Genomic DNA, 12,459 nt, shown 5'->3' on the forward strand with positions numbered 1-12,459 from the left:
GGGGAACCAGCAGTACCCGCCGCAGCAGAACCCCTACGGCGGCCAGGGGCGGTAGTCGCCGGGCGACCATGTGGACGATCAGGAGTCGAGTAGGGTCCTGATCATCGAACATGGTTGGCGATCGGGGTTTGGGCATGGGCTTCAGTCGAGCACTGCGCACTTTGGGAGGGGCGGCGCTCGCTGGAGCCCTTGTCATGGGCGGGGCGTCGGCGGCCCAGGCGGACACGGTGCGCGACGCGCAGTGGGCCCTGTCCACCTATGAGGCCGCCAAGGCCGTCTGGCCGCACTCCACGGGCAAGGGCGTCGTGGTCGCCGTGATCGACTCCGGTGTGCGCGCCACGCATGTGGACCTGCGGGGGCAGGTGCTTCCAGGTACGGATTTCGTCTTCGGGGGGAACGGCCAGACGGATCACTCGCCCGAAGGGCACGGCACCGGAATGGCCAGCATCATCGCCGGCCGTGGCCATGGCCCGGGCGGTGAGGAAGGGATCATGGGCCTTGCGCCGGGGGCGAAGATCCTCCCGATCGGTGTCGGCGGCGGGGTGGGGGTTGTCCGGGGCAACTACGTGCCCCAAGCCATCCGCTACGCCGTGGACCACGGGGCCCAGGTGATCAGCATGTCCATCGGATCCGCTGGTGCGGACCCCGAGGAGGAGTCGGCGGTCGCCTATGCGGAGCAGCACGACGTCGTCCTGGTCGCCGCGGCCGGCAACGGCGGTACGAGCGTGAAGGAGTATCCGGCCTCGTGGCCGGGGGTGATCAAGGTCGGTGCGGTCGACAGCGCGGGCAAGCTCGCCGGCGACTCGCAGACCGGCGGAATCACGGTCGTCGCCCCCGGTGTCGCCATCCTGCGCGACGGCGGCGCGAGCGACACCCAGACGCTCCAGGGCGACGGCACCAGTGACTCCACCGCGTACGTTGCTGCTATCGCCGCGCTCTACCGTTCGGCTCATCCCGACCTGAGCGCCGGGCAGATCGTCGACTACGTCATCAAGACGGCGGTCCCGCCCAAGGGCGTGACGACGCCCGACCCCCGGTACGGCTACGGCATCGCGACGCCCGACCTCACCATGGCCGTCTCGCCGGGACCTGTCTCCGGGCCGCTGCCGCAGGCGTCCGATCCGCTGAAGGGGGCGCGCACGACCGAAGCCGATTCCGCTTTCTCCCCCTCCGGTCACTCCTTGGTCATCGACATCGGGGGCCTGGCTGTTTTCGTGCTGCTCGCGAACGTCGTCCCTGTCGTCGTCCGCAACCGTCGCCGTGGCGGCGGGGGTGGGGAGGGCGAGCCGGGAGTGCCAGGTGAGATGGGCGAGCCGGCGGAATAGCGGCGACGAGCGGGAAGAAAGGGTGCCCCTATGGTTTTCGTCAAGCGGGCGTGGCGATTGGGGCCTGGTAGAAGGTGCCGTCGCGGAGCATGGCGAAGAGCACGTCGATACGTCGTCGGGCGAGCGCGACGATGGCCGCGACGTGGTGTTTTCCTTCCTTGCGCTTCTTGTCGTAGTAGGCGCGTGACTCCGGCTGCTTGAGCGAGGCGAACGCGGCGAGGTAGAGGGCGCGTTTGAGCTGCTTGTTGCCGCGGCGGGCGGGGTGTTCGCCGCGGATGGAGGAGCCGGAGGCCCGAGTGACCGGTGCGAGGCCGGCGTAGGCGGCCAGGTGTCCGGCGGTGGGAACGCGGTGCCGTCGCCGACGTCGATGAGGATGCGGGCTGCGGTCCTGACCCCGATGCCGGGCATGGAGGTCAGGACCTGGGAAAGAGGGTGGGCCTCCAGCAGTTCCTCGATCCGTGCGGCGAGGGTCTTGCGCTGATCCGCGAGGGCGGTGAGGGAGGAGGCGAGGCTGGGGACGATCAGCGCTGCCGCCTCGGTCCCAGGGACGACGACGGTCTGCGCGTCGAGTGCGGTGAAGATGTCCTCCACCAGGCGCTCGGCCATGCGCGGGGCCTTCGGCCGCAGCAGCGTGACCAAGCGGCGGCGTCCGGCTTTGCGGATCTGGGCGGGTGAACCGAAGCGTTCCAGCAGGGCCAGGACGGCGGGGTGGTCCAGGCGCGGGCCCAGGACCTGCTCGAGTGAGGGGTGGATCTGCGTGAGCAGGCCCCGCAGGCGGTTCTTGATCCGGGTGGTCTCGGTGGTGAGGTCGTCGTCGAAGCCGACGATCATCTGCAGCTCGGCCGTGGTTTCATCGGCCGGGTCGATGGCGCGGAGTGTGTGCGGCATCGTGCGCGCGGCGTCGGCGATGACGTAGGCGTCCCTGGCGTCGGTCTTGGCTTCGCCCGGATACAGGTCCGCGATCCGACGCATCGTCAGCCCGGGGAGGTAGGCCACCCGGCAGCCCATGTCCCGGGCGACCGCCAGCGGTAAGGCGCCTATGGAGGCCGGTTGGTCCACGACGACGAGCACAGTGCCGTGCTTGGCCTGGAGCTTGGCGAACAGCTCGCGCAGCTTCGGCTCGGTGTTGGGCAGGGGCTTGTCGAAGGCCTTCTTCCCGGCCGGTGTCAGGGCGGTGGCGTGGTGCTCGCCCTTGCCGACGTCCAGGCCCAGATAGACGTCGATGGTCTCGTCCTCGGTCACGTGCTCCTTGCTCCCGACTCGGAACCGTCCCGGCCTGCCTGCGGCATCAGCGTGCCGGCATCCACGTTACGGAGAGCCTGCCCCACCCGGTGCGGGTGGGATGCCCATGCCCCTGATCAGCGGTCTACCGATGCCTCCGTACCCGGTGACAGCACCCTTTCGATCATGACTGACAGGGCAACCGAATCATGCCGGGACCGGAGGCCGGGAGCCCCGTTGCGGGGCCACAAAGAAGGTAACGGGCTTCAGCCGGGCGCTGCTCGGCTGAAGCCCCCTTTCGCATGCCCTACTTGAAGAGCTGGACCGCCGTGCCGCTCGCGTCGGGGGAGGCGAGCAGCACCTGGCCGTTGGGCAGCAGGTAGACCGTGCCCGGGCTGTAGTCCACCGTGGTGAGGTCCGACGGGAGCTGGGCGATCACACTCGCCTTGCCGGAGGCCGGGTCGAGGGAGACGATCTGCGGGCCGGAGTTCGAGCCGTAGCCCGGGATGAACGAGATCGCGTAGACCTTGCCCGCGTCCGACCCACCCGCGCCCGAACCCGAGCCCGAGGCGTTCTGCGGGGTGCGGACGAGGACCGCGCCGCCGTGTGACTCGCCGTCGTACGTCCAGAGGGTGGCGCCCGTGCTCGGGTTGACCGCCGCGATGCCCTGCCTGGACGAGCTGCTGTTGGTCGGGACGAGCAGGGTCGACGGGCCGACGACCAGCGCGCCCGAGTCGGCGCTGTTCAGCCGCATCGGGGCCTGGACGGGGTCCGGCAGCGCCAGGGGCGTGGAGTTGCCGCTGCTGTCGTAGCGGTACGCGGCCTGGGAGCCGCCGCTCTCCGTGGTGGCGACGATCGGCGAGCCGTCCATCACGTTGCTGATCTGGACGTGGTCGGATTCCTGCTTCTGCCAGATCTGCTTGCCCGTCGCCGCGTCCAGCGCGGTCAGCGTGTAGGTCGGACTGACGTCGGCGCAGTAGTCGTCGACGATGACCGTGCCCGCGCCGCCGTAGGGGTAGGCGTTGCAGTACTGGCCGCGGGCCTTGTAGCCCCAAACGACCTGGCCGTTCGTCAGGTTCACTCCGCCGAGGACGTTGCCGTTGACGATGACGCCGACCTGGCCGTCGACGAAGGTCGCCGTCGAGGAGCCCTCGGTGTGGCCGGACGAGGTGAGCGAGGTGGACCACAGCGTCTTGCCGGTGCTGGTGTCGACGCCGACGAGCGTGGTGCAGCTGTCGGCGTTGGGTCCGAAGCCGACCGTGCCGATGCCGGAGGCGGAGACCGTCGGCGACATGGCGCACGGGACGCCGGAGCCGGAGAGCGGCTGGGCGGTCCAGGCCGGGGCGCCGGTGCTGAGGCTGTAGGCCTTGACGCCGGCCGAACTCGCCCGGACCAGGTACTGGTTGGTGACCCAGGTGCCGATCTGCTCGTCGGAGACGCTGCCCGGCACCTTCCACCCGGTGGCCAGGGTGCGGACGGAGCCGCCACCGCCGCCGTTCGTCCCGCCACCACCGCCACCGCCGTTGGAGGCGAGCGCCACAGCCGTCACCGCGATGACGACCAGGGCGACGCCGCCGGCGACGATGCCGATGAGCGCACCGCGGCTCAGGCTGCCGCGCGGGGGAGCGGCGGGCTGCGGGTAGCCGGGGTAGGGGTAACCGGGTTGGGGCTGGCCCTCCGTCGGCTGTCCCGGCAGCGGCGGCATCTGCGGCCACTGACCCTGGCCGTCGGGGCCCGCCCCGGGCTGTCCGTAGGGAGCCTGTCCGTACGGAGCCTGCTCGTAAGGCTGCTGCTGGTACGGCGGCTGTGGGGACGGCTGCTGCTGTGCGAAAGGCGGTTGGCCGTACGGGGCCTGGGCCCCCTGCTCGTACCCGGGCTGTTGGCCGTAGGAGGGCTGCCCGTACGGTGGCTGGGCCATCGGCGGCAGCGGGTACGGCTGCGCGTGCGCGTTCGCGGGAGCGGCGCCGTCGGCCTGCATCGGGGCGCCGGGGCCGGGGTAGCCGTAGCCCTGTGTCGGCACGGCTCCGAACGGCTGCTGCGGCTGTTGCTGTTGTCCGGGTTGCGGATGCTGTCCCGGCTGCTGCGGGAAGCCGTACCCTCCGGACTGCGGCGGCATCTCGCCCGCCTGACCGGGCACGTGACCAGCCGCCAGACCGGCCGCCTGACCCGCCGCGTCAGCGCCCGCGCCCTGGCTCTGGTGCGGGACCTGTGGTGTGGCCATCTCCGTCGGGGTGTAGGCCCAGCCGGGCTGCCCGGAGAGCTGCGGCGGAGGGCCGTCCGTTCCGGCCGCGCCCATGCCGACACCGCCCACGCCGCCCGCACTGGAGCCGCCTCCGGCAGCCGCCGTCGCGGCGTCCTGCGGAACTCCGTCCTGCGGCGTTCCCGCCGCCAGGCGGTAGTCGTCGTCTCTCTCTGCCGAGCCCGAACCGTGGTCTGTCATCCCGTGCGCCTCTCCACCACCGTCGACTGACGATCAGCCAACGTGAGGGCATGCAGCGCCACGCCCCCGTCCAGCCAGCCTAGCGGGACCGGACAGACGGGGGCGAAACACTTCAGAAGACAGACTCGGACGGAGTCAGACGGACTCACACGGAGTCGGACGGGCTCAGCGCGCGTCGCAGGCCTGCGCGCGCAGCGCGCGGGCGAGGTCGTCGCGGCACTCGCGCACGAGACGGCGCAGCGCGGGGGCCGCGTCCTCGTGCTCGGCGAGCCACAGGTCCGTGCGGGCCAGCGTCGCGTCCCTGCTGACCAGGCGCGGGAAGAGGCCGTTGACGATGCGCAGCGCGATCTCGATCGACCGCTCCGCCCAGACCTTCTCCAGCACCTCGAAGTACGGCTCCGCGTACGGCGCGACGAGCTCGCGCTGCGAGGCCTGCTGGAAGCCGGCGATCTCCGCCTCCAGCAGCGCGTTCGGCAGCTCGTCCGTCTCCACGACCGTGTGCCAGGTCAGGGCCTTGGTCTCGGCGTTCGGCGCCGCCGCGCGGGCGGCGGTCTCCAGGCGCTTGCCGCTGGCCGTGTTGTCGCGCCGCAGCTCGGCGGTGAGCTCGGCGTCGCCCGCGCGGCCGGTGGCGACCAGCGTCTGGAGCAGCGCCCACCGCAGCTCCTGGTCGATGTCCAGACCGTCGATCCGGGCCGTGCCGGCCAGCAGCCCGCCCACCAGCTGCAGTTCGGACTCGGTGTGCGCGGACTGCGCGAAGTAGCGCGCCCACGCCAGCTGGTGGTCGCTGCCGGGCGCCGCGGCGCGCAGCTCGTCCAGCGCGCCCTCGGCGAGCGCCTGCGCTGACGCTTCGCGGCCCTCCGGTGCGACGTACTGCTCCAGCGTCAGCCGGGCCTGGGTGTGCAACTGCTGGAGCACGCCGATGCTGCTCTCGCGTCCCGCGAAGCGCAGCACCAGGTCGAGGTAGTCGCGGGCCGGCATCAGGCCGTCGCGCGTCATGTTCCACACCGCCGACCAGCACAGGGCGCGGGCGAGGGGGTCCTCGATGTCGCCGAGCGAGACCCGCAGCGTCTCCAGCGAGCCCTCGTCGAAGCGCATCTTGCAGTACGTCAGGTCGTCGTCGTTGACGAGCACCAGCGCCGGACGGGGCGCGCCGACCAGCTGCGGCACGGACGTCCGCGCCTCGGCGCGCACGTCCAGCTCGACGCGCTGGCTGCGCACCAGACGGCCGTCCTCCGTGAGGTCGTAGAAGCCGACGGCGACGCGGTGCGGGCGCAGCGTCGGGTAGTCCTCGGCGGCGTCCTGGAGCACGGCGAAGTCGGTGATCCGGCCCTCCGCGTCGACGGTCAGCTCCGGGGTGAGCACGTTGACGCCGGCCGTCTGGAGCCAGGCGCGCGACCACTCCGCCATCGCCGGCTCCCCGCGACCGCTCGTCTCGGCGAGGACGGCCAGCAGGTCGTGCAGCGTGGTGTTGCCGAACGCGTGACGCTTGAAGTAGCGGCGCGCGCCCTCGAAGAAGGCGTCCCGGCCGACGTAGGCGACCAGCTGCTTCAGCACCGCCGCGCCCTTGGCGTACGTGATGCCGTCGAAGTTGAGCTTGGCGTCCTCGAGGTCGCGGATGTCCGCGGTGATCGGGTGCGTGGTGGGCAGCTGGTCCTGACGGTAGGCCCACGCCTTGCGGCGGTTGGCGAAGGTGATCCAGCCGGACTGGTACTTCGTCGCCGCGACCTGGGAGAACGCGCCCATGAAGTCCGCGAAGGACTCCTTCAGCCACAGGTCGTCCCACCACTGCATGGTGACCAGGTCGCCGAACCACATGTGCGCCATCTCGTGCAGGATGACGTTGGCCCGGCCCTCGTAGGCCGCTTCGGTCACCTTGGAGCGGAAGATGAACTCCTCACGGAAGGTGACGCAACCCGGGTTCTCCATGGCGCCGATGTTGTACTCGGGCACGAAGGCCTGGTCGTACTTGCCGAACGGGTACGGGTAGTCGAACTCCTCGTGGAAGAAGTCCAGGCCCTGCTTGGTGACGGTGAAGATCTCGTCCGAGTCGAAGTACTGCGCCAGCGACTTGCGGCACAGCGCGCCCAGCGGGATCTCCAGCGTCGTGCCGTCCGGCAGTTCGCGGCTGTAGTGGTCGCGGTCCACGTGGTAGGGGCCGGCGACGACCGCGGTGATGTAGCTGGAGATGCGCTGCGTCGGGGCGAAGCTCCAGGTCCGCGACCGGTCCTGGTTGCGCTGCGGCTCGCCCGTGGCGGCGGAGTTGGAGAACGCCTCCCAGTGCGCGGGCGCGGTCACCGTGAAGGTGAACGGCGCCTTCAGGTCCGGCTGCTCGAAGGTGGCGAAGACGCGACGCGCGTCGGCCGGCTCGTACTGGGTGTAGAGGTACACCTCGCCGTCGACCGGGTCGACGAAGCGGTGCAGGCCCTCGCCGGTGTGGCTGTAGGCGCAGTCGGCGTCGACGACCAGCTCGTTCTCGGCGGCCAGGCCCGGCAGCGCGATCCGGGACCCGTCGAAGACCTCGGCCGGGTCCAGCTCCCGCCCGTTCAGCGTCACGCTGCGCACGTGCGGCGCCAGCAGGTCCGCGAAGGAGTCCGCGCCCGGCTCGGAGCAGCGGAAGCGCAGGGTCGTCCGGGAGCGGAACACGCCGCTGTCGCCCAGCGCGCTGCGCACGTCGAGCTCGACGGCGTACCCGTCGACCGCGAGGATGCGTGCCCGTTCGCGGGCCTCGTCACGGGTGAGATTGGTGCCGGGCACGTCCGTACTCCTCGTGCTGATGGGGCGCGCTGGGGGTGGTAGCGCGACTTGACCGTGGATCTCCTGTCCTCGCATCTTGTCACGCCCAGTGGTGCCGGGAATGGCGACGTCGGCGTGGGCGTTCGTGTCATGGGGGACCGCTTATCGGAACGCCTCGTCGTAGACAAGGGAGCACGTACATGTCCGTGGACGCCGCAGCAGCGCCCGTCACCGCTGATTTCTGGTTCGACCCGCTGTGCCCGTGGGCATGGATGACCTCGCGATGGATGCTGGAGGTCGAGAAGCAGCGCCCCATCAAGGTCAAGTGGCACGTGATGAGCCTGGCGGTCCTGAACGAGGGCCGTGACCTCCCGGAGAAGTACGCCAAGCTGATGGACGAGGCGTGGGGCCCCGTGCGCGTCTGCATCGCCGCCGCGCAGAAGCACGGCGAGGGCGTCCTCGGCCCGCTCTACACGGCGCTGGGCACCCGCTTCCACAACGGCGGTCAGCCGCGCGACCGCGCGACGATCGAGGCCGCGCTGGTCGAGGCCGGTCTGCCGGCGTCGCTCGCGGACGCGATGAGCTCCACGGACTACGACGACGCGCTGCGGGTCTCCCACAAGGAGGGCATCAGCCTGGTCGGCGAGGACGTCGGCACGCCGGTCATCGCCGTCCCGGGCCCGACGGGCGAGCGCATCGCCTTCTTCGGCCCCGTCGTCACCCCGGCCCCGAAGGGCGAGGCGGCGGGCCGCCTCTGGGACGGCACGATCCTGGTCGCCTCGACGCCGGGCTTCTACGAGATCAAGCGCACGCGGACCCAGGGTCCGATCTTCGACTGAGGGTCGGTGGCAACACCTCAGGGGCGCGGAGAGCCGCATACCAGCGGAGCCCCGCGCCCCTGAACGCACCCGGCCTACCTCGCGCGCACCCGGACCTACCTCTTGCGCACCCAGACCAGCCCCAGCAGGGACAGGACCGCCGTCGCGCCGAGCGTCGTCGCCAGCTGGACCCGGTTGCCGTGACTCAGCAGCATCAGCGCGAGGACGGTCACCACGCCCGCCAGGGCCACCCAGGTCAGGTACGGGAAGGCCCACATCCTGACCGTCAGCTGCTCCGGCGCCTCGCGCTCCACGCGCCGGCGCATCCGCAGTTGGGCGACGCAGACGAACGCCCACACCACCAGGACCGCCGCGCCGACGGCGTTCAGCAGCCAGGCGAAGACCGTCGTCGGCCACCAGAAGTTCAGCAGCACCGCGAAGAAGCCGAAGGCGGAGGACGCCAGGACGGCCGGCCGCGGCACGCCCCCGCTCACGCGGGCCAGCGCCTTGGGGCCGAGGCCGCGCTGGACCAGCGAGTACGCCATCCGGGACGAGCCGTAGATGTTCGCGTTCATGGCGCTCAGCAGGGCGATCAGCACGACCACGTTCATGATCTGCGCCGCCGCCGGGACGCCGATGAGGTTCAGCGTCTCCACGTAGGGGCCGTTCTTCACCACGTTCGGGTTGTTCCACGGAAGCAGGGTGACGATGACGGCCATCGAGCCGACGTAGAACAGCGCGATGCGCCACATCGCGGTCCGCACCGCGTTGCCCACGCTGCGCACGGGGTCCTTCGACTCCGCCGCCGCGATGGTGACGGTCTCCAGGCCGCCGTAGGCGAAGACCGAGGCGAGCAGGCCGGTGACCAGGCCGTTGACGCCGTGGGGCAGGAAGCCGCCGTGGCCGGTGAGGTTGGTCAGGCCCGGGGCGCCCTTGCCGACCACGCCGAGGACGGCCAGCACGCCCAGCACCAGGAAGCCGACGATCGCCGCGACCTTGATCGCCGCGAACCAGAACTCGAACTCGCCGAAGTTCTTCACCGCGGTGAGGTTGCTCGCGCAGAAGAAGGCCATGAACAGCGCCACCCACATCCAGGTGGGCGTGCCGGGCAGCCAGTTGGTCATGATGCCGGCGGCGCCGGTCGCCTCGGCGGAGACGCCGACGCAGAGCAGCAGCCAGAACAGCCAGCCGGAGGCGAACCCGGCCCAGGCGCCGATCTCCTTCTCCGCGTGCACGGAGAAGGAGCCGGAGGCCGGGCGGGCGGCGGACATCTCACCGAGCATCCGCATGACGAGCATGACCAGCACACCGGAGGCCGCGAAGGCCAGCACGATGGAGGGGCCCGCCGCCGCGATGCCGGCGCCCGAGCCGACGAACAGGCCGGCGCCGATGACGCCGCCGAGGGCGATCATCGAGAGGTGGCGCGGCCGGAGGCTGTGTGACAGGCCGGGGGTCGCGGCCTGCTCGGCCTGCTGCCCGGTCTGCCGCGTGGGCTGGGGTGCGGTCGTCGTGGTGCTCATCTGTCCTGAGGGTCGGGGGTGTTCGCATACTGAACCGGTGTGCTCAGTATTCGGGCAATGGTGCCTGCGGCAGCAGGAAGTCGGGCCCGAGCGGCCAGCATGCGAACGCCGAAATCGCAAAGCGTGAGGGCTCGACCACCCTCCGCCGTCGACCCGTTGGGCTCACCTAACCCTTGACCTGCGGTTTTGTGGGAAGCGCCCTAAGCGCCCCGCCCGCCGGCGGCGGTATGTTCACGATCGTTAACATCCGTCTCCCAGGACCACAGGAGCCCAGCCGTGAGCCTTGCCGCACCGATCGTCCGTCCCGGCGCCGTCCTCGTCGACCTGCTGCCCGCCGCCGGGGTCACCCGCGGCCGCGCGCTGGGCCGGGACGCCGCGCTCGTTCTCGGCGGTGCCGCGTTCACCGGTCTGGCCGCGCAGTTGTCCGTGCCGATGCCGGGCTCGCCCGTGCCGGTGACCGGGCAGACCCTGGCGGCGCTGCTCGTCGGCACCGCCTTCGGCGCACGCCGCGGTGCGGCCTCGATGGCCCTCTACCTGCTGGCCGGCATCGCCGGTGTGCCCTGGTTCCAGGGCGGCAGCTCCGGCGCGACCGGCGCGGTGCTGCTCACCCTCGGCTACGTCGTCGGCTTCGTCGTCGCGGGCGCGCTCGTCGGCGCGCTGGCCCGGCGCGGCGCCGACCGCTCGCCGCTGCGCACCGTCGGGGCGATGGCGCTCGGCAACCTCGCCATCTACGCCGTCGGCGTCCCGTGGCTCGCCGCGGCCGCGCACGTCTCCCTTGCGCAGGCCGCCTCGCTTGGGCTCTACCCGTTCCTGCTCGGCGACGCCCTCAAGATCGCCGTCGCCACCGGCCTGCTCCCGACCGCCTGGAAGCTCGTCGGCCGCCGCGCCTCGGGCGAGCAGGGCTGACGCGCCTGGTCGACGCCGGGCTGACATAATCCAGCCATGCGCGTCTACCTGGGATCCGACCACGCCGGTTTCGAGCTCAAGCAGCACTTCGTGAAGTGGCTGACCGAAGCCGGGCACGAGCCGATCGACTGCGGTCCGCACATCTACGACGCGGTCGACGACTACCCGCCGTTCTGCCTGCGTGCGGCCGAGCGCACCGCGGCCGACCCGGAGGCGCTCGGCGTCGTCATCGGCGGCAGCGGCAACGGCGAGGCCATCGCGGCCAACAAGGTCAAGGGCGTCCGCGCCGCGCTGGCCTGGAGCCTGGACACGGCCAAGCTGGGCCGCGAGCACAACAACGCCAACGTCATCTCCATCGGCGGCCGGATGCACACGGTCGAGGAGGCCACCTCCTTCCTGGAGGCCTTCCTCAACACGCCGTTCTCCGCCGAGGAGCGCCACATCCGCCGCATCGACATGCTGACGGAGTACGAGACCACCGGCGAGCTGCCGCCCATCCCGGCCCACCACCCGCAGGGCTGAGCGCGGCAGCAGCAGCGCTGGGATGCCCGAGGGCCACACCATCCACCGACTGGCCGCCGAATACCACCGGGTCTTCGGCGGCCAGGCCGTTGCCGTCTCCAGCCCGCAGGGCCCCTTCGCCGAGGCCGCACGGCAGTTGGACGGCCACGAGCTGACCGCGACCGACGCCAAGGGCAAGCACCTCTTCCTCGGCTTCGGCGCCGCGGGCTGGGTCCACATCCACCTCGGCCTCTACGGCAAGGTCTTCTGGGGCCAGGGCCCCGCCCCGGATCCCGTCGGCCAGGTCCGGATGCGGATCGCCTCCGACGACGCCTACGCTGACCTGCGCGGCCCCAGCCGGTGCGCGCTCGTCACCCCGCTCGAGAAGCTGGAGGCCGAGTCCCGTCTCGGGCCCGACCCGCTGCGCCCGGAGGAGACCGGCGACGCCGCCTGGAAGCGGATCAGCGGCAGCCGCACCACCGTCGCCGCCCTGCTGATGGACCAGAAGGTGCTGTGCGGCGTCGGCAACGTCTACCGCGCCGAGGTGCTCTTCCGTCAGGGCGTCGACCCGCACCGCCAGGGCCGCAGCCTCGACCGGGCCGAGTGGGACGCGATCTGGAACGACCTGCGCCCGCTGATGCGCGAGGGCGTCCGCAACAACCGCATCGACACCGTCCGCCCCGAGCACACCCCCGAGGCGATGGGCCGCCCGCCCCGCGTCGACGACCACGGCGGCGAGGTCTACGTCTACCGCCGAGCCGGCCAGCCCTGCCTGGTCTGCGGCACGGAGGTCCGCACCGAGGAGCACGCCGCCCGCAACCTCTTCTGGTGCCCGCGCTGCCAGGCGTGACGCCGCATGCGCGCCAGCCGGCCGCCCCGGGCGCGCGCGGAGACCGCGGAAGGGACGCAACGTTACGAGACGGGCGCCACCGGACAGAGCGTCACCATGCGGGCGTCACCATGCGGACATCACAGGACGGCCGCGTCACGGGGCC

Annotated in this window: 8 protein-coding genes and 1 pseudogene; 5 read left to right on the forward strand and 4 right to left on the reverse strand. The window is 71.5% G+C overall.

The window, feature by feature from the left end:
- Positions 1-227 precede the first annotated feature (227 nt).
- A complete protein-coding gene (locus TR50_RS23455; protein ID WP_160311168.1) occupies positions 228-1,325 on the forward strand; it encodes a S8 family serine peptidase in 1,098 nt (365 codons plus the stop codon).
- Between the two features lie 40 nt (positions 1,326-1,365).
- On the opposite strand, the pseudogene TR50_RS44490 reads toward TR50_RS23455, so the two are convergent.
- The 3 genes and pseudogenes from TR50_RS44490 to pepN all read right to left on the reverse strand — a co-directional run bounded on the left by TR50_RS44490 (position 1,366) and on the right by pepN (position 7,740).
- Positions 1,366-2,567 (reverse strand): annotated as a pseudogene (locus tag TR50_RS44490) (IS110 family RNA-guided transposase).
- Positions 2,568-2,853: 286 nt separating this feature from the next.
- Entirely contained in the window at positions 2,854-4,986 is a 2,133-nt protein-coding gene (locus TR50_RS23465; protein WP_042425223.1) for an outer membrane protein assembly factor BamB family protein, read from the reverse strand.
- A gap of 165 nt (positions 4,987-5,151) precedes the next feature.
- On the reverse strand, positions 5,152-7,740 hold the full coding sequence (gene pepN, locus TR50_RS23470; RefSeq protein ID WP_042425226.1) for an aminopeptidase N: 2,589 nt from the start codon (positions 7,738-7,740) through the stop codon (positions 5,152-5,154).
- Between the two features lie 179 nt (positions 7,741-7,919).
- On the opposite strand from pepN, the gene TR50_RS23475 reads away from it, so the two are divergent.
- The gene (locus TR50_RS23475; protein ID WP_042425230.1) at positions 7,920-8,558 is read left to right on the forward strand and encodes a mycothiol-dependent nitroreductase Rv2466c family protein; all 639 of its coding nucleotides are present in this window, start codon (positions 7,920-7,922) and stop codon (positions 8,556-8,558) included.
- A 95-nt stretch (positions 8,559-8,653) separates the two neighbouring features.
- Here TR50_RS23475 and TR50_RS23480 read toward each other — a convergent pair whose 3' ends face one another.
- Positions 8,654-10,057, reverse strand: a complete 1,404-nt coding sequence (locus TR50_RS23480; RefSeq protein WP_042425233.1) for an amino acid permease — start codon at positions 10,055-10,057, stop codon at positions 8,654-8,656.
- Positions 10,058-10,333: 276 nt separating this feature from the next.
- On the opposite strand from TR50_RS23480, the gene TR50_RS23485 reads away from it, so the two are divergent.
- Genes TR50_RS23485 through TR50_RS23495 form a run of 3 tightly spaced genes read left to right on the forward strand, consistent with a single transcriptional unit; the run spans position 10,334 to position 12,314 of the window.
- Entirely contained in the window at positions 10,334-10,963 is a 630-nt protein-coding gene (locus TR50_RS23485; RefSeq protein WP_042425235.1) for a biotin transporter BioY, read from the forward strand.
- 36 nt (positions 10,964-10,999) lie between these two features.
- Positions 11,000-11,485, forward strand: coding sequence for a ribose-5-phosphate isomerase (locus TR50_RS23490; protein ID WP_042425236.1), 486 nt, complete (start codon positions 11,000-11,002; stop codon positions 11,483-11,485).
- A gap of 22 nt (positions 11,486-11,507) precedes the next feature.
- Positions 11,508-12,314, forward strand: a complete 807-nt coding sequence (locus tag TR50_RS23495; protein ID WP_042425237.1) for an Fpg/Nei family DNA glycosylase — start codon at positions 11,508-11,510, stop codon at positions 12,312-12,314.
- The last annotated feature ends 145 nt before the right edge of the window (positions 12,315-12,459 follow it).

Origin of the sequence: Streptacidiphilus anmyonensis, assembly GCF_000787855.1 — a bacterium.
Lineage (GTDB): Bacteria > Actinomycetota > Actinomycetes > Streptomycetales > Streptomycetaceae > Streptacidiphilus > Streptacidiphilus anmyonensis.